The following is a 23,798-nucleotide window of genomic DNA, read 5'->3' as shown; positions in this document are numbered from 1 at the left end:
GACATGACAAGCAACAAAGCCGCGGGCAAATCCTCGACGATATGGAACCGGGCATTTATCGCGATTTTTATTATTAATGTGATCTTGAATCTGGGGCAATTCATGATGAATACGCTTGTGCCCAACTTCGCCGAGCACCTCGGGGCGACGGCTGTGCTTGTCGGTATGGTGTCCAGCATGTTCGCCGTTACTGCGCTTGGGGTTCGGCCGATCGTCGGACCGGCGACGGGATACTTCAGGAACAATCGCTTGCTGGCGGCGGCGGTCGGCGTTATTGTGCTGGCCTTCATCTGCTATGGTCTCTCGGACAGCATTGCGATGGTAGTGGCGGGGCGGCTGTTCCATGGCATGGGAATGGGGTTCCTGGCTCCGCTCTGTCTCTCGCTGGCCAGCGAAGCTCTTCCCGGCGACAAGATCGCCTCGGGAATCGGCGTCTTCTCTCTCGGGCAGGCGCTTGCGACTGCTGTAGGGCCGACACTGGGGCTGGAATTGGTCGATACGGTCGGCTATCACGCGACCTTCTTCGTCGGAGCAGCCCTGATGGCGATAGTGCTCGTTCTCGCCTGGCGACTGAAGGCGACGACGCCCTCCCGCGAAGGCGGCTTCCGCATCTCCTGGGACAAGATTGTGGCGCCGGAGGTCGTGCTTCCTTCCGTCATTATGTTCTTCTTGGCGAGCGCGTACTCCTGCATCAATTCCTTCGTCCTTATCTATGGGAAGGAGAGCGGCGTCGAAGAGATTGGCCTGTTCTTCACGGCATATGCGGTCTGCGTGCTGTTCACCCGCCCGTTCAGCGGCAAGCTGGCGGACAAATACGGGCTTGGGCGAATTCTGGTCCCGGCCATCCTCATCTTCGCTCTGTCATTCATTCTGATCAGCTTCGCTCGCTCCCTGCCCATGTTCCTGTTGTCCGGAGCGGTGTCCGCATTCGGCTACGGCATCTGCCAGCCAATTGTCCAGACCCTCTGCATGAAGCTGGTGCCGCAGGAACGAAGGGGGGTCGCTGGCAATACGAACTATATCGGAGTCGATATCGGGTACTTGATCGCGCCATCCGTCGCAGGGGCGATTGTGACGGCCGTCCAAGGCAAGGGGGGGAGCGCTCTGGCGGGCTATTCGCTTATGTTCCAGATCATGACAATTCCGATCTTCATTGCGCTGCTTCTGTTCCTCTGGAGGAGGAACAGGCTCCCCTTGTCTGCGACAGAGGAGTGATCTCGAAGGGAGCGACAGCGCAGCGTACAGGGAGGAACAGTCCGACCCGAGCCTAATATGTGTTCGGATATGCTGGAATGTTCGAGGGATGCCCGTCCGCGGCAGCCTGCCGGAATACGGTCGGCCGCCGCGGGCGGGTCCGATATGCGGGGAATCCGTTTATCGTTCCTACAGCTTCGCCAGAATGTCGTTCTTGTACTGTTCGACCGCCAGATCGGTGTCGATCGTGTAGCCGCATTCGAGGCCGATGAAGCCGGAGAAGCCGGTGTCCTTGATTGCGCGCAGAATGTTGACGTAGTTCAGCTCGCCGGTGCCAGGCTGCTTGCGGCCCGGATTGTCGGCGATATGGTAGTGATTGATCCGGTCGAGGTAGCCGACCGCGTTGCGGGTGACGTTGCCCTCCGTGATCTGCTGGTGATAGACGTCGAACACCAGCTTCACGTTCGGGCTGCCGACCTGGTCGATGACGTCGACCGATTCGTCCGAACGCTGGAGGAAGTGGCCCATGTGGTCGACCAGGCCGTTCAGCGGTTCGACCTCGAGCACGATGCCGGCTTCCTCGAACAGCGGGGCGCACCGCTTCAGCGTCTCGACCATGTTCGCCCGCTGCGTGTCGCGCGGGACGCCGTCCAGGACGTTGCCCGTCTGCGAGATAACCGACTTCACGCCGAGGATGCGCGCCGCTTCAATCGTCTGCCGCGCTCCCTCCAGATAGTCGTCGCGCTGCGACTCGTCGACCAGGCTGATGAAGCGGGTGCACGTCGCGCTGATGCCGACGCCGATCCGTTCCTGCTCCTTCGCAAGCTGCTTCAGATCGCCGAGATTCCACCAAGCGTAATACTCCAGTCCGTCGAAGCCGTGCTCCTTGACCTTCTCCAGATGATACACCGCGTCCTTGCCCGGGTACGCGCCGATGCAGAGCGAATGCTTCAGTCCCATTCCGAATCTCCTCCGTATCCATGATTCTGTTCCTCGTCCATCATACCATCAACAATACCGCATCAGCGATTCCCGATGCCTGCCCGCGCGCTCTAGCCCTTGAGGATAACCGGCTTGCCGGAGACGGCCGACTCGTTGGCGGCGACCGTCACTTCATGCGTGCGCAACGCGTCCGCGTAATCGGACAGGATGCGCGACCTGTCGCCGGTCCGCACGGCGTGAATAAACGCCTCGTCCTCGACGAAGTACGGATTGGCGACTTCCTGGTGGGTATTCTTGCCTCCCGCCGTGATCTCGAGCAGCGTGTCGCCCCGCAGCTCCAGCACGCCTTGATCGGTGTAGATGTCGAGGCCGACATGGTGGCCGACCGGCAGCAGGCACGTGTTGGAGATGGTCGCGACCATGCCGCCGGCCAGCTTCATCGTTACCGTGCCGACGTCCGGCGCGGTGGTGCCTTCGACCTTCTTGTCCATCACCTGCAGCCCGTAGGCCGCGTACACTTCCGTAACTTCCCCGCACAGGTAACGCAGCAGGTCGACGATGTGTGTCGTCTGCTCGACGAACTGGCCGCCCGAGCCGTTCATCACCCGCCACCACGGCACCATCGGCATGCCGCCCATCCAGTAGCCGAGCGCCATTCCCGGCCGACTGTCCGCCAGCAGCTTCTTCGCGATTGCCGCGGATTCCTTGTATCTCCAATGATAGCCGACGGCCGTGAGCAGCCCGGAGTCCTTGACGGCTTGTCCGAGCGCGGCCGGGAGGTCGCGGTCCAACCCGAGCGGCTTCTCGACGAGGAACGGAATGCTTCTCGCGATGAGCGCGCGTTCGGCGTCCCCGTGCGCCATCGGCGGCACGCAGACGTATACGGCATCCAGCTTGGAGCCGTCCAGCATGTCGTCCAGGTTCGAATACGCTTTCGCCGAGGCGTGCTCCGACGCCGCCTTCTCCGCGCGGGCGAGGTCCACGTCATAGAACGCCGACAGCTCGACCCCTTCCATCTGCACAAGATTGTTTACGTGGTTTGCGGCGATGCCGCCCGTTCCGATAAACCCGAGTTTAACTGTCATTCCCTGTTCACTCTCCAGCTCGGAATATAATAATCTTCAACTTCACCCCTATTCTAGTTCAACGCCAAATCGTTTAATATATAAAATAACACCGATCCCATATAAGAAAATGAAACTAAGGAGGGGCTGCGATGACTCGTTCGGACGTTGAAGCCCAGCCGGAGGGATACGGTCGCCACTTCGTAACGTCCGAGGGCGACCGGCGGCTGCCGCTGCACCTGTCGACCGTAGGGTTCAGCCGAAGTCAAGGCGACGTGTACCGCGAGCACGGCTTCCCTCTGTTCCACTGGCTGCATACGGTGACCGGAATCGGCGAGTTTACGATCGGAGAGCGGAGAATGAGGCTGGGGCCGAACCAGGGCATCCTGATGAAGCCGAACACGCCGCATCAATATCGTGCGGAGACGGACGGCTGGGCGACCTGGTTCCTTACGTTCGACGGGGCGCTGGCGGGCCCGATCGCGACGGCGCTCGACATTCCCTTGATGGAGCCGATCGGTTGGGACGAGCTAAGCCCGCTGGCGTCGGTGCACGAGCTGTATGCCGACAAGTGCCGGCGCAGCTTCGACTTCGCCGGCACGAGCGGGTCGCTGGAGGTGTATTCTTTTCTGACGCAGGTTAAGCAGTACGGCAAGTCGAGCGGGCAGCCGTCGCTGTCGCAGGGCCACGAGCGGCTGACCCCGCTCTACCTGCTGATCGAGGAGCGCTACGGCGATCCCGGGCTCGGCCTGGCCGCGATGGCGGAGACGATCTCCGTCAGCCCGCAATACTTGAACACGCTGTTCCGCCAGAGCTGGGGAATGGGGCCGTACCAATATCTGCTGCAATTCCGCATTCAGAAGGCGAAGGATCTGCTGCTCGCCGGCCGCGTCGGGACCGTCAAGGAGACCGCCGCCCGGGTCGGCTTCCTGGACGACAGCCACTTCGTGCAGACGTTCCGCCGGCTGACGGGGCTGACTCCGGCGGAATTCCGCGCGAGATACAGCGGCTTGTAGCGAGCCGGCCGCTTCCTTCGTTGCCGCACGCGGGATCAGCGCTTGATCCCGTATCGGCTGCGCAGCATGGCGACCGTCTCCGCCAGCTCCGCTTCGCTCGGCATCCGCAGCGTGGAAGCGGCGGCCGCCATGCCGGCGTCCGTCTGCCGCTCGCGGACGACCGCCTTGACCTCCTCCGCGAAGGCGGCGGCCGCTCCCGCCCCGAGGTCGATAATCTCGGCGAGGCTGGCGGTGCTGTCGTCGGTCACGAGCGGGTAGTTCGCCGGGTCGGCGCCGCTCGCCGCGCGGTCGTAGAACTGCCGCACCAGACGGGTGCGGGCTTGCCCGGAGCCTTCGACGATGACGAAGGCCTGGATGACGAACGCCCGCGTCTGCCTCCGCTGCGCAATTCCGCAGAACTTCAGACCGTTGATGCTCAGGTCGAAGTCCCCCGGACAGTACGCCCCCGCGATCTCCCCCTTGTCGACCGCCCACCCCGTGCTTGCGACGGCTGTCGCGATGAGCGCGTACATTTTCTCAAAATCGCCGTGGAACTGGAAAGAATCGACCGCCGGCTTAGGGAGGATCAGCGAGATGTTGACGACGCCCGGGTCGAGCGGAACCGCCGCCCCCCCGGAATTGCGCACGGCTACCCGATAGCCTTGCGATTCGAGCCACCGGGCCGCTTCCGGCGTCCCCGGCAGCCGGCTGTCCCGAAGCCCCATGACGAACGATTGCGGCTGTCTCCACAGATGGCAGATCGCGGGTCCGCCTTCCCCCGTCCGCGCGCACAGCCACTCGTCGAGGGCGAACGGCAGCAGCGGATCTTCCTTGTCCAGCTTGTTCATCCGGTCCAGAATGACCATATTCTCGAGCCCGGCAAGCGTATCTATATTCACGACGGCATGTCTCCTTCCGGCTATAGAATCATCATACCTTAGCGGCGGGCCGGAGGGGAAGGGCGCGGGCGAAGAGGGATCGCGGCCTACCTATTTCGCAGTATTTAAGGTTGCGTTAATATCATCGCGGCCTCCGCTCTTATATAATGGGTGAATATTGCACAGAGTGGATGAGGTTGCGGAGCATGGATCTGAGTCGGATTGAGATGTTTAAAGGATTGTCGAAGGTGGAGCTGGCCCGGATTCTCGGTCTGATGGACCGACAGGCGGAGGCGCCGGGCAAGCGGCTGTTCCGCCAAGGGGAACGGGGAGACAGCATGTTCCTGATCGAGCAGGGGCAGGTGCAGCTCTATTCGGAGACGCCGGAAGGAGAGTCGCGGCCGCTCGTTCTGCTCGGAGAAGGGGCGACGCTCGGAGAGATGGCGCTGCTGACGGGGGAGCCGCGTTCGGCGACGGCGGTTGCGGCCTCGGATGTTGTTCTCTATCGGATTGATTCGGATATTTTCGAGAAGCTCATTGGGGAAAATACCGCGTTGTCCGCCTACTTCATCCGGCTGCTCTCGCAGCGGCTCGTCCAGACGAACGATCGGCTGCAAGCGTCGAAGGAGGCGAAGGCCCGGCTTGTCCGGGAGGCGGCCGACCGCCTGCCGCAGCCGCTCTCCGAAGCGCTCGCGGCGGGCGCATTGCTGCCGTTCCTGGATATGAATCTGCTGGAGGCGCTTCTCGGGCTCGACTGGAGCGAGCTGCGGGAGACGTACCGGGAGCCGCTCGCAGAGTTCGTCCGGCCGATCGCCGGGCCGGAAGGGGAGCGGGGCGTCGAGCTCCACCCAACGGTGAAGCCGCTGCTCGCCGAACGCTACCTGGAGCGCCATTCGGAGCGGGAACGCGCCCACTGGCTCCGGCAGGCCGTCGAATACTGGATGGGACGGGGCCGCTGGGAGGCGGCGGCGGCTGTCTATATGGAGCAGGAGGACTGGGAGTCCGCGCTGAACGTCGCGGAATGGCGGTTCGCGGCGGCGGAGCGGGAGGCGGCAGCGGAGGCAGCAGAGGCAGCGGAATCGGCGGAGTCGGCGATTGGCGAGAGAGACGCCGCGGGGCTTGAGCTGTTCGACCGCTGCCCGACCGAGCTGCTCGCCTCGAGGTTCCCGGTGCTCGCGGCGTACTTGTCCCATTGCGCGGCCTCGCGGCGGGAGATCGGGCTTGCCAAGCTGGAGGCGCTGCTGGAGGGCGGCGCGGTATCCTTCTCCGCGGAGGAGACGATCGCGCTGTGCGAGCTGGGCGCGGAGCTGAGCCGCGGCCTCGGGCACAAGCAGAAGGCGCTCGACTTCCTGCAGCGCGCGGAGCGAACGGCGACCCATGCCGCCGGCCCGGCGGGAGCCGAAGGCGGGCTCTCCGAGCGGAGCTACCAACTCGCCGAGCAGAAGCTGCGGCAGGAGAAGTCGAAGGAGCTCGCCGCGAAGGCGGGAAGCCTCTGGAAGAGGAAGGGCTGGAGCGCGGCGGCGGCCTCCGCGGCCGCACTAGGAAGCATGGCCCTCTTCCACTTCATGGACCCGCTGGCGGGCCTGTCCCGGGGCGGGATGGACTTCATCGGCATCGGCCTTGCCGCCGTCATCTTCTGGATGGTGAACATCGTCGCGGATTATCTCGTCGCTCTGGTCATGGCCATGCTGTGGGTGCTGGACGGCCTGATGACGCCGGAGACGGCGCTGTCCGGCTTCGCCTCGACGACATGGCTCTACATGCTGTTCATTCTGGCGATCGGAGCGGCCATCACGAAGTCGGGCATTCTGTATCGCTTGTCGCTGCACGCGCTGCGGCGGTTCCCGGCGAATTACCGCGGGCAGCTCTGGGGGCTGATCGCGGGAGGCATCGCGCTTAACCCGCTGATCCCGTCCTCGTCGGCCAAGGTCACGCTCGGCGTGCCGATCGCGAGGACGCTGTCGGAGTCGATGGGCTTCCGCGACCGCAGCGCGGGAGCGGCGGGACTGAGCCTGGCGGCGATGGTGTTCTACGGGTTCACCGCGCCTTTTATTCTGACCGGGTCGTATACGAACGCGATGGCGTTCGGCCTCGTGCCGGGGGCGCAGTTGCCGAGCTGGTTCCAGTGGTTCCTGTACGCGCTGCCCGCCTTCCTCATCTTCTCGGTTCTGATGCTGCTCTTGCTGAAGCGGCTGTTCCGCAATCCGGCGGCGGCGCGGCCGATCGCAAGGGAGACGGTGGACGAGCAGCTGAACCTTCTGGGAAGCTGGACAAGGGAGGAGCGCTGGACGGTAGGGACGGTGCTCGGAAGCATGGCGCTGCTGATCCTGCAGCCTCTGCACGGGCTCGATAATGCCTGGATCATGCTCCTCGGCTTCGGCGTTCTGCTTGTGACGGGAGCGCTCGATACGCAGACGCTGAAGACCAGCGTGGATTGGCCGTTCCTGCTCTTCATCGGCATCGCCTTCAGCTTCGCCCAGGGAGCGGAGCAGCTCGGCATCGTCGAAGCGATGTCCGCCGAGCTGAGCGAGCGGATGGACGCGTTCCTGTCGTCGCCGACCTTGTTCCTGGCGGCGGTCATGGCGCTCTCGTTCCTCGTGACGCTCGTCGTTCGGGACGACCCGGCCGTCATTCTGCTCGTGATCGCGCTGCTTCCGCTGGCGGACCAGGCGGGAATCCACCCTTGGGTGCTCATCTTCGCCATCTTGCTTGCGACCGACCCGTTCTTCTTCACCTTCCAATCTCCGACGTACTTGCTCGCCTACTACAGCGCGGAAGGCAAGTCGTTCACCCACCGCCAGGGGCAGAAGGTGGCGATCGGCTACGCGGTGGCCGTCATCGCGGCGGTGCTGCTGAGCGTCCCTTATTGGAAGTGGATCGGGCTGATCCGCTAGATTAAAAGATTCTAAGGATCTCGTCCGTTCATCGGCCATTCATGGTCCATTCATACAGCCGTCGTAAGGTTATGGAGGAAACGATACCCAATGCGATGAAAGGTGGAGTACCATGAAGAACCGTACCCGTATATCGAAGCGATTGATTGCAAGCACCGCTGCAGCCGCTCTCTTGTTCGGAGGAGCGGCCGCAACGGGCCTCCCTTCCGCCGACGCGGCAAGCGCGTCTTCCGCGTCCGCCCCGGCCCGGGTGCCGACCGGAGCGAACCAGGGAGGCTTCCAGTCCCAGGGAGGCCAAGGCTTGCAGGGCTTGCAAGGCGTCGCGGGCATCGACTTGCTGGGCAGCCTCGCCGAGATCCTCGGCGTTGAGCAGAGCGAGCTTCTGGCGGCTGTAGAGGGCGGCACGACTCTCGCCGAATATGCCGTCAGCCTCGGCGTGACGGAGGCTTCGCTGCTGGCGCAATGGGAGAGCGCCATCGAAGCGGCTGTTGCGGAAGCCGTCGCGAGCGGGAAGCTGACCGAGGAGCAGGCGGAGAAGGCGCTGGACGGACTGGCGGACAGGCTGAAGGAGCTGGCCGAGAGCGAGTCCCTCTCCTTCGGCGGCGGGCCGGGCATGGGGATGGGCCAAGGCGGCGGACAAGCCTACTCGGTGCTGGAGCTGGCGGCGGGAATTCTCGGCGTCGAGGCGTCCGAGCTGCAGGAAGCGCTGGGCGAGGAGCAGACGCTGCTCGAGTACGCCGTCAGCCAGGGCTGGACGGAGGAGGAGCTGCTCGCGCAATTGACCGAAGCGGCGGAAGCGGCCATCGCGGTGAAGGTGACCGCGGGAACCTTGACGCAGGAGCAAGCGGACAAGGAGCTTGAAGGGCTCGCGGAGATGCTGAAGCGGCAGATCGCGTCGACCCTTCAGGTGATGGGCGGCCAGCCCGGCAGGGGCCAGGGGCAGGGCCAGGGCCAGCAGGGCTCCGGCAACAATGGCGGCTCCTCTTCCGGCACCGGTACCGGTTCGGGCTCCGGCTCAAGCGTCGAGCTGACCGACATTGGCAACCACTGGGCCGCGCAGGCGATCAAGGGATTGGTCGCGAAGGGAATCGTGCAGGGCGACCAGAACAAGAAGTTCAACCCGGGCGGCACGGTCACGCGCGAGACGCTGGCGACGATGCTGGCCAAGGCGTTTGACCTGACCGCCTCCGCCTCGTCGGCGAGCGGCTCGGCAACCTTCTCCGACGTGCCGAGCGGCCGCTGGTCGTACAGCTCCGTCGAAGCGGCGAAGAGCTTGTTCTCGACGAGCGGCGGGAAGTTCAGCCCGTCGACGAATTCCACGCGTGCGGAAGTTGTCGTTGCGCTCGTCAAGGCGATTGTGGAGGCGAACGATGCGGTCGAGCTGCTGGATTCGAGCTCGGCGGAGGCGCTGCTGCAGCAGAAGTTCACGGACGCCGCAAGCATTCCGTCGGCCTCGCGCGTGTACGTCGCCACGGCGGCGCAGCTCGGCATCGTGAACGGCAACACCGAAGGCCAGTTCGCGGCCGACAAAACAGTCACCCGAGCCGAGCTTGCCGTCATGCTGACCGCCGCCTTGGCTGCGCTGGAGAGCTGATCGCGGAGCTTCCCGAGCCGAACCTTCTTCCGCATGTCGGGAGCGGGGTTCGGCTCTCTGCGTTTATCCCCGCTTCGAATACTCCCGGCGCTGGTGGAAGGACAGCGAGCGGTACTTCCTCGAATATGTTCGCAGCTCGGCGCCGGTCAGCGTCCCGAAGGCGCGATGGACGTGCTTGTTCTTGGCGCTCCGAAGCAGGCAGCTCCCCGGGGCGACCGAGTATACGTAGTTCCCGTACGTCTCGAATTCGGAGAACGCGAACGGCTGCTTCCGATCCATGCACTTCAGAATCGCCTCGTACCACTTTGTTCCGTGCTTTTTCTCGATCGCTTTTTTTAACCCGGCCAATGTCCTCTTGTGGAAAAGCATATAGTGAGTCACGAACGAAACGGGGGAGGTCGGCTCACGACCGAGCAGCTTCCGATAGGTCCGGTAATACTCGGGCTGACTCCACGTGCGCGTATAGAAAATGGGACGGCGCCCCTTCAGGAACCGATGCGGACGAATCAGCACTGTATCGGCGTCGGCGACGAGCACGTAAGCTTCCTTGCCGACCGTGTCTCCGCTCAGCTTCAGCAACTGTTGGTACAGCCAGCCGGAGCGCTCCCACTGCTTCGTGCCGTAGCGGATATCGCTCTTCTTGAGGCTTACCAGCGAGCGCTCGTCGACGAAGGCGCAGCCCTTGGCCTTGGCCAAGCTCTTGAGAGGGCGGCTGTCGGGGGAGACGAGATGAATGCGGCCGATCGGGTGGCGAACGTGCTTGCGGATGCTGTCGATGACGTGGGGCAGGGTCGCAAGGTCTTTCTCGATGGCGGGAATCAGTACGTCGATCGCTTTGCCTGACGGGATGCTTGAGGGAGCCGAGCCGTTCTCCCAGCGGAAGGGGTTGACACTATACACGTAGGTTCACTCTCTCCATGTGGCGAATCGCTGGCGTATCCTATGCGCAATCGGAGAGGAAAGTGAGCGTTCGTGCGCCGATTCTCGAATTATTGCGTCCGCCTCCCCTCGCGGCCTCCTAGTCCTCGCGTCTGCTGTCCGCTGTCGTTCCTTGGCGGAAGCTGCTCGGAAGTGGTATGGTGGAAGAAAAGCTCAAGTTCAAGGCTTGCTCGCCACCGAGGAGGAACCATACATGACTGTCAAACCGATTATTCTGGACGTGGATACGGGAGTGGACGACGCGCTGGCCATCGCCTATGCGGTTCGTTCCCCCGAGATCGAGCTGCTGGGGCTGACGACGACGTTCGGCAACATCACGGTGGAGGAAGCGACGCGCAATTCGCTTGTCGTGCTGGAGAAGCTGGGGCGCTCCGACGTTCCGGTCCACGAAGGCTCGACGCGGCCGCTGGTGCGGACGAAGGAAGCGTACCCGCGCCATATTCACGGGGAGCACGGACTCGGCTCGGCGACGTTCTCCGCTCCGGCGAAGAGCAAGAGCCCGCTTGGCGCCGTCGACTTCATCATCGAGACGGTGCACAGCCGCAAGAACGAGGTGACGCTCGTGTGCGTCGGGCCGCTTACGAATCTGGCGCATGTCGTGCGCAGGGACCCGGAGATCGCCCGGCTGGTGGGGCGGGTCGTGATCATGGGCGGTGCAGCGAGGCGGCCGGGCAACGTAAGCGAATATGCGGAGGCGAACATCTTCAGCGATCCGGAGGCGGCGGACATCGTGTTCCGCTCCGGCTTGCCGATTACGCTCGTCGGGCTCGACGTCACGATGCAGACGCTGCTGCCGATGTCCAGCCTGCCCGCTTGGCGGGAGAAGGACGCCGAATTGGGCGGCTTCTTCGCGGATATGACGGAATTCTACATCCGGTTCTACGAAGACGCGTATCCGGGCATCGGCGGCTGCGGCCTGCACGACCCGCTCGCCATCGGCGTCGTCGTGAAGCCGGAGCTGGTCGAGACCGAGCCGATGCATCTGGCCGTGGAGCTTGCCGGCGAGCAACTGGCGCGAACGCGCGAAGTGCCGGGCGAGCGGCCGAACGTCGACGTCTGCGTGAAGGTGGACGCGTCGGGGTTCCTGGCGCATTTTCTCGGGCGGGTGATTTGAGCGAAGAGGCTCTTGAGCAATCGCCCAGCCCCTCACGTTTTATGCGAAAAACCGCATATAATCGCTGCCGAACCGCCTCAAATGGCCATTTTATGTGAAAAACCACATAAAAAGTGCCATGGACGGCCTCGGACCGGGCAATGAATGCGAAAAACCACATAAAAAGTGCCGCGAGCGGCCTCGGACCGGGTAACGAATGTGAAAAACCACATAAAAAGTGCCGCGGGCGGCCCCGGACCGGGCAACGAATGTGAAAAATCGCATAAAAAGTGCCGCGGGCGGCCCCGGACCGGGCAATGAAGTGCAAACTTCGAGGTCACCGGGGAGCGTTGTCCCCCTACAATGAAAATTTTCTGTCATGGGCCATCCATAGTGATGAAAAACCTGTTGTGGAGAAGCTGGTGGGCGGAGTTGGTGGAGGAAGTCCAATCGTTCGAGCGCGGAGAGGCTACGTGGGAGGAGTTAGTGGAGGAGTCCGTACAACGACGCTCCGAAGAGGCGGTTGGCGGGGGAAATGTACGGGAAATCCGTACAACGACAGCTTGTTCCGCTGCCTCCGCATTTGTTGCCCTCGCCCCCTCCGAGCTGTTCGCCCCTCGCCTCCTCGCTCCCAGCAACATGCCCTCGCCTCCCACGCAACGCTCCTCGCTCCCAACAACACGCCCCTCGCCTCTCGCGCCCCCTCACTCCCCGCGCAACACGCCACGCCACTCCTCGCCGCCCGATTGCCCGCCCCTCACAACCGGCGGCGGAAGTCCGTCGGCGTCACGCCGGTCGTTCTCTTGAACAGTCTTGCGAAGTAGTACGCATCCTCGTACCCGACCTCGCCCGCGATGTCCTGCACCGGCTTGTCCGTTCTTCTCAGCAGGTCCTGAGCCTGCTGCAGGCGGAGCAACTGGACGTAGGTCGTGATGGTGATGCCCGCATACTTCTTGAAAACCTGGCAGATATACTCGTAGGTCAGCCGGAGCTCATGCCCGTACTCTTCCGTGGAGATGGGGCGCCGGTACGACTCCTCGATGAAGTTGACAATCCTCCGATAGGTCAGGAAGGAGGCGGGAAGCGACGTGTCGGCGTTGCGCTGCCGAAGCGTCTCGTCGGCCAGCCGTTCGAGCATCGTCCAGAGCAGCGAGGCCGCGCGGAAGCGGTAGTAGCCGCGGGGGCGATCCATCTCGTCGATCAGCTTCTCGAAGAGAACCAGAATCTCGAAGCGGCTCTGCGCTCGCATTCGCTGCGGCAACAGCAGGGGCGGAGGGGCGCCGGGCGACGTCCGCAGGTCGTTGGCGGCCGGCTGCAGCAGAGGAATCTCGTCCTCCGGCTCCGCATTGTCGCGGATGACGCCCAGGCCGGGCTCGGCGGCGAATTGGGCCCAGAAGAAGCCCGAGTGCGGCTCCGAGCTTCGCCAGCCCTGGTGCTCCTGCCATGGAGTCAGCAGCAGCACCTCTCCGGCTTGAAGGGTCAGCTTCTCCCCGGCCGCCTCCAGGTAGACAGGCCCGTCGATGACCATGATCAGGTTGTAATGAGGATTGCTGTGCGGGGTTCGGTAGAAGCGCTCGTCCCCCCGATGGACGTTCGCCCACTTGACTTCCAGGCAAGTGCGGTTGCTTATCGAGAACAGCATCAGACCACCACCTCTAAGATTGGCACCCGCCACGATCTCAACGCCGTCCATTCCATCGGGACCGAGCGTGCGATAGGGTAAGGATGAATTCGCATATTCGATACCGATACCGAGGGCGAGGCGACGAGACGTGAACGAGATTATTCTGAACGAACAAGACTATTATGACAAGGTGTACGGAGGCTGGCTCGGCAAAAACATCGGGGGAACGCTGGGTGTGCCCGTCGAAGGAGTCAAGGAGCTGCTGGATCTGAGCTTCTACCCCGTGCTTCCCGACGAGCCGTTGGAGAACGATGACCTGGATCTCCAATTGGTATGGCTGCACGCGCTGGAACAGTACGGGGCCCGGCTGACGGCCAGGGAGCTCGGGCAGGAGTGGGTGGAGCATATCTTTTTCCCATTCGATGAATACGGCTATGCGCTGGCGAACCTGCGTCGCGGCCTGACGGCGCCCATCTCGGGCTGGTTCAATAATCCGTTCAAGGACTGCATGGGGTCGCCCATCCGCTCCGAGATCTGGGCGATGGTCGCTCCGGGGGCCCCGGAACGGGCCGCAGCCTATGCTTACGAGGACGCGATCGTCGATCACGCCGGCGGAGAAGGCGTATACGGAGAGATGTTCTTCGCAGCGATCGAGAGCGCGGCGTTCGTCGAATCGGACCGGGATGCGCTGATTCGCATCGGGCTGTCGTACATCCCCGAGGACTGCCGGACGGCGCGGGCGGTCAAGGATCTGCTGGCCTGGCACGCCGAAGGGATCGAGTGGAAGGAAGCCCGCCGGCTTATTCTTGAGCATCACGGCGACGACAACTTCACGGACGCTCCCCAGAACATCGCGTTCACAATATTGGGCTGGCTGTACGGCGAAGACTTCGGCGACGCGCTCCTCAAGGCGACCAACTGCGGCTACGATACGGACTGCACCGCCGCTACGCTCGGAGCGATTCTCGGCATTATCGGGGGCAGGGACAGCCTGCCCGAGCGGTGGGTCGCTCCCGTGGGCGATCGGGTGGTCGTCAGTCCTCCGATCAAAGGGTTCCCCGCGCCGGCCGATCTGAACGAGCTGACGGAACGGACGATGCACGTCGGACGCGAGGTTATCGCCGCTTGGCAACTGCCCGTGAGCCTGTCCGCCGCGGAGCCGACTTCCGGAGGCATCGCGCCCCGCGGTCCCGGCGGGAGCACGCCGCTGCCGTCGCCGCGGCAGAACCGCTATCTGCTGCCGAGAGGCGCGGCGACGCCCGGTCTCGGGCTGGAGCTGACCGTCGATTACGGCGCGGAAGGTCCGGTCATCGAGCGGGGCGGCAGCCGCAGAGTGGCGTTCGCCCTCGAGAATCGCTCCCGAACCGCATGGCAAGGAGAGGCGGAGCTGATCTTGCCCTCCGGCTGGAAGGGGGCGGCGCAATCCTTCGTGAAGCTGGAGCTGGAGCCGGGCGGCACCCGCCGCTGGGAAGTCGAGGTGGCTCATGTCGGGATTCCGCACCCCCGGTACGAGCTCACCTTGCTGCTTCGCAGACGGCACGACGGCACGGTGTGGAGCACCGAAGCGCTCCCCTTGACGCTTGTGCCGGCCATGCAATGGACGGTCGCGGCTCCGGACGGGACAACGGCAGAAGCCGCATTCCCGGGCAATCTGCTCGACTTCGAAGCCGAGCTTGGAACTGCGGTGCCCGGCGTCTACAAGGCGGCTGCGACCGTCGTCGTTCCGACCGGCAGGAAGGTCCGCTGGATCGCGGCGACCGAGGGGCCGACAAGCCTGCGGATCGACGGCCGCGAACACATTCGTTCGGATGCGAAGGACGAATTCATGCCCGCATTCCACCGGTCGCCGCCCGGCAAGTTCTGCGAGCTTGAGATGGAAGCCGGGACGTATCGGCTGGAGCTCGAGGTGACGAAGGGAGCCGGCCCGCTGAAGGCGGCGGTTGCGGCGGTCGGAACGGCGGCGACCGATTCTCCCGGCCCGCACTACGCGATGACGGACATCCTGTTCCTTCCGTGAAGAGCAATGCTGTCATTCCTTCCTCCTGAACTGCAATCCGCAATGAACAAGTCTCCTTCCGGCGATTCGCCGGAAGGAGACTTGTTTTTATTCCAGGCAAGCTTTGATCAGATCGTCGACATGAGCGGTGGCCAGGCATTCGACCGTGTCGGCCGCTCCGTAGTAGATCTTGACCTCGCCGTCCGGCTCAAGCACCATGCCGCCGGGGAAGACGACGTCATTGCGGAAGCCGCCTTCCGTCTCGTAAGGAGCTTCCGGGGCAATCAGCGGGTGCTTGCACAGACCGACGATTCGCGAAGGATCGTCCAGATCGAGCAGCATGATTCCCGCGGTATATCTTTTTCTCCAGTAAGGTTCCCAGCCGTTCTTGCCTCGGGAGGGATCGACGTCGACTGCGTGGAACGTCGTCAACCACCCCTTCTCCGTGCGTATCGGAGGGGCGCCGGGGCCGATCTTGTCATTAGCGAAGGGGACATCCTCGACGGCCAGCAGCAGTCGGGAATCGCCCCAGTGCACGAGATCGGGCGAAGCCGAGATCCAGGTGTCGAACCGGTCGCGCCCGCGGCTATACACCGTGAAGGGACGCTCCAGCCGCACGTACCGACCGCCGATCCGTTCCGGGAACAACACCATATTGCGCAAGTCCGGCGTGGACAGCGACAGCACCTCGAAGGACTCGAAGTCGTCCGTCACCGCGATTCCGCCGCGGATTCCGTGATGGGTGTCCACGGCGAAGCACATATAGCAGCGTCCGTCCATGACGGTAAGGCGCGGATCGTAAGCCCTTACGATCTCCCCGTCGTTCATTCGGAAGCAGGGGGCGGGGCGGACGCTCCAGCTTACCCCGTCGTCGCTGAAGGCAATGCCCAGGTCCGTCCTGTCGGGCGGAAGCAGCGTCTGTTCGGCAAGCGAGCCGTAATCGTTGCGGAATATCATCACGTACTTCCCGTGATACTTGGTTACCCCTCCATTAAACACCAATGCCGTCGGATACGGCACATCGGCGGCGCTTAAGACGGGATTGGCGGGGTGACGCGCGATGGACTTATGGGATCGAACGAGGCCGATCCGTTGTTCCGACATGGGCAAGCCCCTCCTTGAGTGCTCGATAAGTCTGCTTGGATGTCCAGGTATTCTTAAGATCGGATGCTCGGAGCGGGTAATCAGCTTCTGGGCAGAACCGCGGATGTCAAGCGAAGCTCCTTCGGGGTTGTCCCGAATCTCCGCTTGAACTGGCGGAAGAAGTTGCTCTGGTTGCTGAAGCCGCATCGCTCCATGATTTTGTTGACGCTGTCGTCCGTCTCTTCGAGCATTCGCTTCGCGTGGTCCAGCCGGACCTCGTTCAGATAATCGGCGGCCGACATGCCCTCGGCGTCCCGGAACAGCTTGCCGGCGTATGTCTCGGACATGCGGACCATAGCGGCGATGCCGGACAGATTCAGCGTGGGGTCCAAGTAGCTCTCCCGGATAATCTCCTTCATGGCTTCCACGATCAGCTCGCGGCGCTCGCCGGTTCGGGGCGCCTGCGCTCCGGCGGTCTCGGTCAGCGCTGCGAGTAAGGCGGCCTTGGCCTCCGCGAGCGTCTCCGCGGACAGGACCGCTTTGAACAACGAGCCGTAGTGGAGCAACAGGGCTTGAATCCGGTGCTGGTCCATTCGCCGGACCGTCAAGCGGACGGTCGTCAGGAGTTGCATGAGATGCTGAATAACTCCGTCGTAATCGTATCGGGCCAACTCGTCGAACAGGGCGTTCAGCGCCTGCTCCACCGCGTCCGGCCTGCCTTCGATCATGGCGATGGACAGCTTGCCGTGCAGTTCATCGATCCATGCGGCATCGTAATCGCTCGACAGAGCGAGGACCTTATCCGGCGTGATGACGGTCCCGTATTCGAACATGAGACGTCCGTCCAGTTGCGTCGACAGGGTCCGATATCGTTCCGGCAGTGAACCGCCGGGGACAACGGGATCGCCGACGGCTCCGGTGAACGTAATGTGATAATAACGATGCACCGTGTCGCAGGTGGCTCGCAGCAAGTCCGCCAGCTCCGGCAGGGCCTCCTCCCCGTTGCCGGACGGCTGGATCAGAAGGGCCGACTGATCCTCCCGAAGCTTGATGGGAACGCACACATACCGGCTGGACAACATCTCCGAGGCGATATTGCCGACGGCGAACGGGTACACCTGAAGCTCGGACGGGCTCTTGGACCGAAGCAGCATCGGATACCGATCGATACGCAGCAGCGCCAGCAGGATCGGCCGCTTCGGATCGATCGGTATCCGGTGGTCCGCGAGCAGCTTGGCCCACTCGTCTTCCGTCAACGGGAGATTCTCGGTCAGCCACTTGGTCAGATAGAACGTTCGCAGAATGTCTCTTCTCTCTTGCTTAACCCGATTCATCTCCTGGATGGCCCCACGGTATCGGTCGCGGATGAAGCTCCATTCATCCGGATGGGTCTGTCCGTCGTCCGCCGAGCCGAGCTTCCGGATGTCCGAGAGCACGGTCTCGACGGGCCGATACAGTCGGCGCGAGACGAGCGGAGAGAGGAGGACGGCGGTCAGCAGGAACAGCAGGGCGATTCCGATCGAGGTTCTTCTCAGCATGGTGACCTGCTTCATCATGTCCGCGTAGTTGTCCAAGGTTACGAGTCTCCAACGGTTGTCCGCGAGGTCCATGACGGTGGCCAGGTATCGCTTGTCGTCCACCCGAAGGACGGAGGAGGCGAACACTCCTTGCCCGTAAGGGATTCGCCGGAGGAGCTGGTCGAGCTCGGCATTCTCCGGCTTGACGTCCCGTGAAGAAGACGCGATGATCGAGCGATTGTCCGCATCCATCAGGAAGAAGGAGGAGGACCCCTTCAACCGGTTGACCGCTTGTATATTGCTGACGATCCACTCCGGTTTGATGTTTAGAACAAGCATGCTTTCCCCTTGATAAGGATCGAGAGAATCGTACATGAACAGGGAGAAAAATCCGACTTTCCCGTTCGTGTCCGCATCGCCCGGCTTCAGCTCGGCATACATGGGAACCAGCTTCATGTGGGCGATCTTGCCGGGGCTGATCTGGGCGGTCTGCCGGACCGCCTCGATTACCGGGTCCCGATCCGACAGGAAGCTGACGTCTCCGCCGCCGTAATAGGCATCCATCGCCTGATTGTAGATGACGATGGAATGAAGGAAGGAGCTGGAGGCGACAAGCTTGTCCAGCTTGCCCGACCGCATCAGCACCTGTGCGATATCGATGCGGTCGAAGAAGAGGGAGCGCAGCTCGTTATCGAAGTAGACGGACATCGCCAGCGTCTTCACGATCTCGTTCATCGAGCCGATATTGAGGCTTGCCTGGGCCAGCACCTTGTGGTTCGCTTCTTCTCTTGTGTGGCGGACGATCGAATCGGAATAGTAGAACACCGTTCCGGAGATCGCGACCAGGAAGGCTGCCACGAAGCTCATGATAGTCAGCACCATTTTGTGCAGATATTTGCGGGTTCGGATGCTGGATAACATGACGGCCTACCTTCCTTCTATGGCTAAGCTGTTGTCGGGATGAGCGATTCGCTAGAGCTCCGCTATCACTTCTTGCTCGTCTTCAGCCATTCATCGAGCTGCTTCTGCTCTTCGGCGAGAATCTTGTCGCTTCCCGCTTTCTTCAGCTTGGAGATGAACTCCGGCAGCACCTTATCCGGGGCGACGACGCCGACGGCGAGCATCCGGATATATTGCTCCTCGACCGCCTTGACACCGGCAACCTCGGTCTTCACGTCGTCGAGTAGAGGATTGAAGCCGAAGGTCGCTCTTACTTTGGCGCTCTCGTTCAGCGCCTTGGTCTGTTCGAACGTATCGGCCGGCCGGCCTTCGAGCAGGAAGCCGTTCATGATGTTGCCGAACACCCAGTTGGTGAGCGGGGAATAGCCGCTGCCTTCGATCAGGCGAATCGTATTGTCACCGATCTTGGTATAGTGCTTGCCTTCGATGCCGAAGCTGATCAGGTTGTACAGCTCGCTGTCCGTATTGATCAGATTCAGCAGCATCATCGCCCGATCCGGGTTGGCGGAGGTGCGGCTGACGGCGTTCATGGTCGGCTGGACACCGGTAAATTCCGCTTCCGTTAGAGGGACGAAGATGACATCGTTGCCGCCGAATTGCTTCTTCGCTTCGGCTTCGCCGCCAGGCTTCATCGTAACGTCGATCGAGGCTGCCGCATTGCCGGTGCCGATCAGCGTCGCGCGGTCCTTGATCGTCGCCGCATCCTTGTTCAGGTAACCCTTCTCGTACCAGCGGCGGTCCAGCTCGATGTGGTCCTTGTATTCCGGGCTCTCATAGATGGTGAACAGCTTTAAGGAAGGATCGTCCTTATAATAGGCATAGGAGCCGCTCTGAACGATGCCGTACAGCTCCGAAATCATAAAGTTATTGTTGATGGCGAACGGAACAATATCGGGTTCGTTCTTCTTCAGCTCCTCGAAGAAGGGCTCGAAGTCGGCGAGCTTCTTGATGGAAGAGACGTCGAGGTTGTACTTGTCGGCGAATCGCTTCTGCACGACGAGACCGGCCCGCTTGGCCGCGACCTGGTAGCTCGGAACGGCGTAGATGTTGCCGTCGAGCGTAACATCGGTCCAGACGAAGTCCGGCATGCTCGCCTTGATGTCCTTGCCGTATTGATCAAGCAGGCCGCCCAGCGACAGGAACGCGCCCTTCTCCGCGTTCTTGCTGTACACGAAGCTCCAGTTGGACGTCCAGACGAGGTCCACGTCGCTGGCTCCTGCGGCGAAGATGGTGTTCATCTTCTGCTCGTAGTCGCCGAAGTCGATCGGATGCAGGTTGACCTTGGCATTCAACTTCTCCAGCGTAATCTTGTTGAAGGCTTCCTCGATGGCCGCCTGATCCGCCTGCGCGGACGGCTGCGGGTAATACCAGTTGAGCGTCACTTCTTCAAGCGCGGGGCTTGCGGATGGAGACGAAGAGCTTGTCGCCGCTGCCGCCGATGGCGATGCGGAGTCGGACGGCTGGGATGCTGAGGGCGCATTGCTCGCGCCGTTCGAATTGTTCGAGCCGCAAGCGCTTACTGCCATTGTCGCGCATAGGGCGACCGCGGCGGCGATTCGTGTCCGTTGTGTTCTGTTCATGAACTGTACCCCTCCAGATCAACTATATAATATTTAAAGTCCGGTCGGGCGAAGGAATTTGCCCGGCCTGGGCGAAGCCCCTTAGCCTTTGATGGCTCCTACCGTCAATCCCTTGACGAAGAACCGTTGGAACAGAGGGAAGATGAACATGATCGGCCCCGTGACGACGATGGCCATCGCCATGCGTATCGATTGCGAAGGGAATCGCTGAACGTCGATGCCCAGCGCTCCGACGAATTGCTGGTTCTGGGCCAGGAAGTCGATCGTGTTGAGAATTCGGACCAGCAGCAGTTGCAGCGGAATCAGCTTGTCGTTGTCGATGAACAGCAGCCCGTTGAACCAGTCGTTCCAATATGAAGGAGACGAACAAGCCGATCGTCGCCAGCGCCGGAGCGGACAGCGGCAGGATGATTCGGGAGTAGATCGTCCACTCGCCCGCCCCGTCGATCTTGGCCGACTCGGCCATCTCCGGGGGGATCTTGTCCAGGAAGCCCTTCATGATCATGACGTAGAAGGGACTGAGCAAGCCCGGCAGAATAAGCGCCAGCAGCGTGTCTTGGACATGCAGATATTGCGTCATCAGAATATAGAAGGGAACGAGGCCGCCGCTGAACAGCATCGTGAAGAACACGTAGAACGTCGTGATTCGCGAATATCGGTAATCTCGTCGTGAGATGGCATAGCCGATCGTGGAGATGAACAGCAGCCCAAGCAGCGTGCCGGCAATCGTGACGCCGGTAGTGACGCCATAGGCCCGAAGGACGATCGCCGGCGCTTCGAAGATATACCGGTAAGCGTCCAGGCTGAAGCTCTCGGGCCAGAACCGATAGCCGTTCCGGGCCAGCAGCTTCTCTTCCGTCAGCGAGACGGCCGCGATAAGCAGCATAGGAAGCACGATGAACAGCGTCAGCAGAAGGAAGAAGAGATGGATAACAATATTCGCGGCGCGATGGGACGTGCGATTGCGAACCGGATTGTGAGTCGGAATGCGAACCGAATCGAGAATCGAATTGCGAACCGAGTTGTGAGCCATAGCCATCACCTACCAGAGCGAGTTGTCCGGATTCAGCTTGCGAACCGTATAATTGGCGGCCAGAACGAGGCCAAGCCCAACGATGGATTGATAGAGCCCGACTGCGGAGGACATGCCGAAATCGCCGATGACCCTAAGCGCCCTGTACACGTAGGTGTCGATGACATCGGTCGCGCCGTACAGCAGGCCGGAGTTGTTCGGGATGAAGTAGTGCAGGCCGAAGTCGCCGCGGAACATGTGCCCCGTCGAGACGATGAGCAGAATGCTCACGAGCGGAAGCAGCATTGGCAGCGTAATTCTGAGCGCCATCTGCAGACGGTTCGCTCCGTCGATTCGAGCCGCTTCGTAGTAGTCCGGGTCGATGCCCAGGATGCCTGCGTAATAGACGAGGGCGGAGAAGCCGATGGACTTCCAGAGATGGACCGGGTTCAGAATGTACGGCCAGTAACGGGAATCGAAGTACCAGTCGACGGGAGGGAGGCCGAGAGCCTGGAGCGCCTGATTGGCGAAGCCGCTTTGGGCGTCCAGGAATGCATAGGCGATGTAACCGACGACAACCCACGACAGAAAGTGCGGCAGGAACATCACGGTCTGATAGAAGCGCGACAGCCTTCCCGCAATCTCGTTCAGCAGGAGGGCGACCGCCAGCGATGCCGCAGTGCCGATCAGCATGTAGCCCAGATTATAGAGCACGGTATTGCGGGTGATGACGAAGGCGGACTCCGAGACGAACAGGAATTCGAAGTTCTTGAAGCCGATCCATCGACTGCCGAAGATGCCCAGATCGTACCGGTAATCCTTGAAGGCCACGATAATTCCGGCCATCGGCAGATAAGCGATCACGAACAGGTACAAGATGCCTGGCAACGACAGGGTGAACAAAGCTCCGTTCTTCCGGAACAGCTTCCATTCTTGCTTCATGATGCGGCGACTCTCCCTTCCGTTGTTCTTCCGCCGCCGGCCGGCTGTGGCGGGAACGAGCCTATTGTGGCACGGGGGCTTCCTTCGGATAAACTGTAAGAATCGATGATTGCTGTATATTCGGATCAAAAGCCCGAAGTCCGCGTCGGGCTGAGGGCGCTATCCCTCTTCTAAACCCTTATGCCTCTTCTCCCCTTGGATCAGGAACCACCGCCACCGCCTCCGCTTGCCGCTCCTGCCCTGTGGTCTTCGGTCAGCCTGTTCACCTTGCACATCCTTATCCTGAACGGAAGGGAGAAGAGACATAATGCCGCCAGAGGGGATAGAACACAGGGGAAGAGGAGAGCAATGCCGGACGGAACGGCAAGCGGAATGAACGGTCGATAGGCGGAGTTCGCGCTCATCGGCCCCTCCAACCGGCTCCACCAAACCGCTCATTATCGCGCCTCGCTAATGTCGGTTGCCGCATCCAACCTAGGCCGTCGGCAGCCTCTCCGCGGTTCGATCATACAGCAGCACAAGCCACCCGGCGATCCGCCGGGTGGCTTGGTTGGCATTGGCAGGCATCGCAGGATTGCAGAATCGCAGAATCCCCGGCGATGCCCGCCGCCGTGCGATCAGGACGGCTTGTCGAAGCGGAACCAGTCGATATTGGCGGTTCCGCCGTTCGCGAACGTCAAATAAACATCGTGTATGCCGGTCACTGACGGTACGTTCGTGAGCGACACGTTCTGCACGGCCATCGAGTCCCATCCTCCGGTGTCTTGTACCTGGAGGCTGCCGATCAGAGCGCCCGTCGGACTATCCAGGCGAACCTCGATCGTCTTGCCGGCGTAGGCCGCAGGCACGGCCAGCCTCGCCTCGAACAGATTCGGAACGTCGGGATCGAAGAGGATGTTATCGTACCGGGCCCAGCTCTGAGGCGTCGTATTGCCGATGATCGTCGTGTACTTCGACAGGCCGCTGACCTGATCGGCCGATTCCGCCTGGATCGTCGCGTACGCGTCGCGCGGCGAGACGACCTGAACCGTGAGCTGCCCCGCATAGGTCTGGCCGTCGATGACGGCGGACGCCTGGATGACGGTCGTGCCGTAACCGACGGCGGTAACGACGCCGCTCGAGTCAACGGTGGCCGCTGCCGTATTGCTGCTGCTGAACGTGAAGCCGACGCCGGATAATTCGACGTAAGCGCCTGTTCTGTAAGCGCCCTTAACGTCGAGCTGCGCCGTTTGGCCAATCAGCCACAGCTTCGGCAAGGTCGAGGTGACGGACAAGCCGTTCAGAAGCAGTTGGGCGTTCTGGAACGCGGTTATCGCCGCCTGCAGCCCGGAGACGGCTTCGTCGATCATGGCCGGGGTTGCTGTCGTGTCTCCCAACGTATCGTTGGCGTCGCCAATGGCTTCTTCCAGCGCATCGGCAGCCGATTGCGGATATTCGCCCGGCTGGTTGCCGATCGAAGCGCCGTCCAGCAGCTCCTGCGCTTCTTCGATG

The 23,798-nt window shown here is 62.1% G+C and carries 17 protein-coding genes; 6 read left to right on the top strand and 11 right to left on the bottom strand.

Annotated features, from left to right (window positions below; translation table 11 throughout):
* Positions 1-3: 3 nt before the first annotated feature.
* Positions 4-1,215, top strand: a complete 1,212-nt coding sequence (locus E6C55_RS02445) for an MFS transporter (protein ID WP_136368178.1) — start codon at positions 4-6, stop codon at positions 1,213-1,215.
* A gap of 168 nt (positions 1,216-1,383) precedes the next feature.
* Here E6C55_RS02445 and E6C55_RS02440 read toward each other — a convergent pair whose 3' ends face one another.
* Positions 1,384-2,154 carry a TIM barrel protein gene (locus E6C55_RS02440; RefSeq protein WP_230986489.1) on the bottom strand — a complete coding sequence of 257 codons (771 nt, stop codon included), beginning with the start codon at positions 2,152-2,154 and terminating at the stop codon, positions 1,384-1,386.
* Positions 2,155-2,246: 92 nt separating this feature from the next.
* The gene (locus E6C55_RS02435) at positions 2,247-3,221 is read right to left on the bottom strand and encodes a Gfo/Idh/MocA family protein (protein ID WP_136368177.1); all 975 of its coding nucleotides are present in this window, start codon (positions 3,219-3,221) and stop codon (positions 2,247-2,249) included.
* A gap of 131 nt (positions 3,222-3,352) precedes the next feature.
* On the opposite strand from E6C55_RS02435, the gene E6C55_RS02430 reads away from it, so the two are divergent.
* Positions 3,353-4,216, top strand: coding sequence for an AraC family transcriptional regulator (locus E6C55_RS02430; protein WP_136368176.1), 864 nt, complete (start codon positions 3,353-3,355; stop codon positions 4,214-4,216).
* A 35-nt stretch (positions 4,217-4,251) separates the two neighbouring features.
* Here the strand turns inward: E6C55_RS02430 and E6C55_RS02425 are convergent, their stop codons facing one another.
* The gene (locus tag E6C55_RS02425; protein ID WP_230986488.1) at positions 4,252-5,094 is read right to left on the bottom strand and encodes a lipoate--protein ligase family protein; all 843 of its coding nucleotides are present in this window, start codon (positions 5,092-5,094) and stop codon (positions 4,252-4,254) included.
* A 185-nt stretch (positions 5,095-5,279) separates the two neighbouring features.
* On the opposite strand from E6C55_RS02425, the gene E6C55_RS02420 reads away from it, so the two are divergent.
* Positions 5,280-7,967 carry an SLC13 family permease gene (locus E6C55_RS02420; protein WP_168735411.1) on the top strand — a complete coding sequence of 896 codons (2,688 nt, stop codon included), beginning with the start codon at positions 5,280-5,282 and terminating at the stop codon, positions 7,965-7,967.
* A gap of 112 nt (positions 7,968-8,079) precedes the next feature.
* On the top strand, positions 8,080-9,561 hold the full coding sequence (locus tag E6C55_RS02415) for an S-layer homology domain-containing protein (RefSeq protein WP_136368174.1): 1,482 nt from the start codon (positions 8,080-8,082) through the stop codon (positions 9,559-9,561).
* A gap of 63 nt (positions 9,562-9,624) precedes the next feature.
* Here E6C55_RS02415 and E6C55_RS02410 read toward each other — a convergent pair whose 3' ends face one another.
* Entirely contained in the window at positions 9,625-10,410 is a 786-nt protein-coding gene (locus E6C55_RS02410; RefSeq protein WP_136368280.1) for a DUF6492 family protein, read from the bottom strand.
* Between the two features lie 283 nt (positions 10,411-10,693).
* On the opposite strand from E6C55_RS02410, the gene E6C55_RS02405 reads away from it, so the two are divergent.
* Positions 10,694-11,614, top strand: coding sequence for a nucleoside hydrolase (locus tag E6C55_RS02405; RefSeq protein ID WP_136368173.1), 921 nt, complete (start codon positions 10,694-10,696; stop codon positions 11,612-11,614).
* A 736-nt stretch (positions 11,615-12,350) separates the two neighbouring features.
* Here the strand turns inward: E6C55_RS02405 and E6C55_RS02400 are convergent.
* On the bottom strand, positions 12,351-13,235 hold the full coding sequence (locus E6C55_RS02400) for an AraC family transcriptional regulator (RefSeq protein WP_168735410.1): 885 nt from the start codon (positions 13,233-13,235) through the stop codon (positions 12,351-12,353).
* 130 nt (positions 13,236-13,365) lie between these two features.
* Here E6C55_RS02400 and E6C55_RS02395 point away from each other — a divergent pair, with 130 nt between their 5' ends.
* Positions 13,366-15,234, top strand: coding sequence for an ADP-ribosylglycohydrolase family protein (locus E6C55_RS02395; RefSeq protein ID WP_168735409.1), 1,869 nt, complete (start codon positions 13,366-13,368; stop codon positions 15,232-15,234).
* Positions 15,235-15,321: 87 nt separating this feature from the next.
* Here the strand turns inward: E6C55_RS02395 and E6C55_RS02390 are convergent, their stop codons facing one another.
* The 6 genes from E6C55_RS02390 to E6C55_RS02365 form a co-directional block, all read right to left on the bottom strand.
* A complete protein-coding gene (locus tag E6C55_RS02390; RefSeq protein ID WP_136368170.1) occupies positions 15,322-16,317 on the bottom strand; it encodes a glycoside hydrolase family 130 protein in 996 nt (331 codons plus the stop codon).
* Between the two features lie 80 nt (positions 16,318-16,397).
* Positions 16,398-18,734 (bottom strand): helix-turn-helix domain-containing protein, encoded by a 2,337-nt coding sequence (locus E6C55_RS02385; protein WP_136368169.1) that lies wholly within the window; start codon positions 18,732-18,734, stop codon positions 16,398-16,400.
* A gap of 65 nt (positions 18,735-18,799) precedes the next feature.
* Positions 18,800-20,353: an ABC transporter substrate-binding protein gene (locus E6C55_RS02380; protein WP_136368168.1), complete on the bottom strand. Its 1,554-nt coding sequence runs from the start codon at positions 20,351-20,353 to the stop codon at positions 18,800-18,802.
* 22 nt (positions 20,354-20,375) lie between these two features.
* Positions 20,376-21,386, bottom strand: a complete 1,011-nt coding sequence (locus E6C55_RS02375) for a carbohydrate ABC transporter permease (RefSeq protein WP_230986487.1) — start codon at positions 21,384-21,386, stop codon at positions 20,376-20,378.
* Between the two features lie 9 nt (positions 21,387-21,395).
* Entirely contained in the window at positions 21,396-22,307 is a 912-nt protein-coding gene (locus E6C55_RS02370; protein WP_136368167.1) for an ABC transporter permease, read from the bottom strand.
* Between the two features lie 617 nt (positions 22,308-22,924).
* Positions 22,925-23,761: a carbohydrate-binding protein gene (locus tag E6C55_RS02365; RefSeq protein ID WP_230986501.1), complete on the bottom strand. Its 837-nt coding sequence runs from the start codon at positions 23,759-23,761 to the stop codon at positions 22,925-22,927.
* Between the last annotated feature and the right edge of the window lie 37 nt (positions 23,762-23,798).

Origin of the sequence: Cohnella fermenti, assembly GCF_004801405.1 — a bacterium.
GTDB lineage: Bacteria > Bacillota > Bacilli > Paenibacillales > Paenibacillaceae > Cohnella > Cohnella fermenti.
The sequence above is the reverse complement of the archived record's forward strand: the minus strand, read 5'-3'. Positions and strand labels throughout refer to the sequence as shown.

Bases quoted from the DNA above. Each gene is read 5' to 3' on its own strand.
- E6C55_RS02445 (WP_136368178.1), top strand. From the start codon at position 4: ATGACAAGCAACAAAGCCGCGGGCAAATCCTCGACGATATGGAACCGG.
- E6C55_RS02440 (WP_230986489.1), bottom strand. From the start codon at position 2,154: ATGGGACTGAAGCATTCGCTCTGCATCGGCGCGTACCCGGGCAAGGAC.
- E6C55_RS02435 (WP_136368177.1), bottom strand. From the start codon at position 3,221: ATGACAGTTAAACTCGGGTTTATCGGAACGGGCGGCATCGCCGCAAAC.
- E6C55_RS02430 (WP_136368176.1), top strand. From the start codon at position 3,353: ATGACTCGTTCGGACGTTGAAGCCCAGCCGGAGGGATACGGTCGCCAC.
- E6C55_RS02420 (WP_168735411.1), top strand. From the start codon at position 5,280: ATGGATCTGAGTCGGATTGAGATGTTTAAAGGATTGTCGAAGGTGGAG.
- E6C55_RS02415 (WP_136368174.1), top strand. From the start codon at position 8,080: ATGAAGAACCGTACCCGTATATCGAAGCGATTGATTGCAAGCACCGCT.
- E6C55_RS02405 (WP_136368173.1), top strand. From the start codon at position 10,694: ATGACTGTCAAACCGATTATTCTGGACGTGGATACGGGAGTGGACGAC.
- E6C55_RS02400 (WP_168735410.1), bottom strand. From the start codon at position 13,235: ATGCTGTTCTCGATAAGCAACCGCACTTGCCTGGAAGTCAAGTGGGCG.
- E6C55_RS02390 (WP_136368170.1), bottom strand. From the start codon at position 16,317: ATGTCGGAACAACGGATCGGCCTCGTTCGATCCCATAAGTCCATCGCG.
- E6C55_RS02385 (WP_136368169.1), bottom strand. From the start codon at position 18,734: ATGTTATCCAGCATCCGAACCCGCAAATATCTGCACAAAATGGTGCTG.
- E6C55_RS02380 (WP_136368168.1), bottom strand. From the start codon at position 20,353: ATGAACAGAACACAACGGACACGAATCGCCGCCGCGGTCGCCCTATGC.
- E6C55_RS02375 (WP_230986487.1), bottom strand. From the start codon at position 21,386: ATGGCTCACAACTCGGTTCGCAATTCGATTCTCGATTCGGTTCGCATT.
- E6C55_RS02370 (WP_136368167.1), bottom strand. From the start codon at position 22,307: ATGAAGCAAGAATGGAAGCTGTTCCGGAAGAACGGAGCTTTGTTCACC.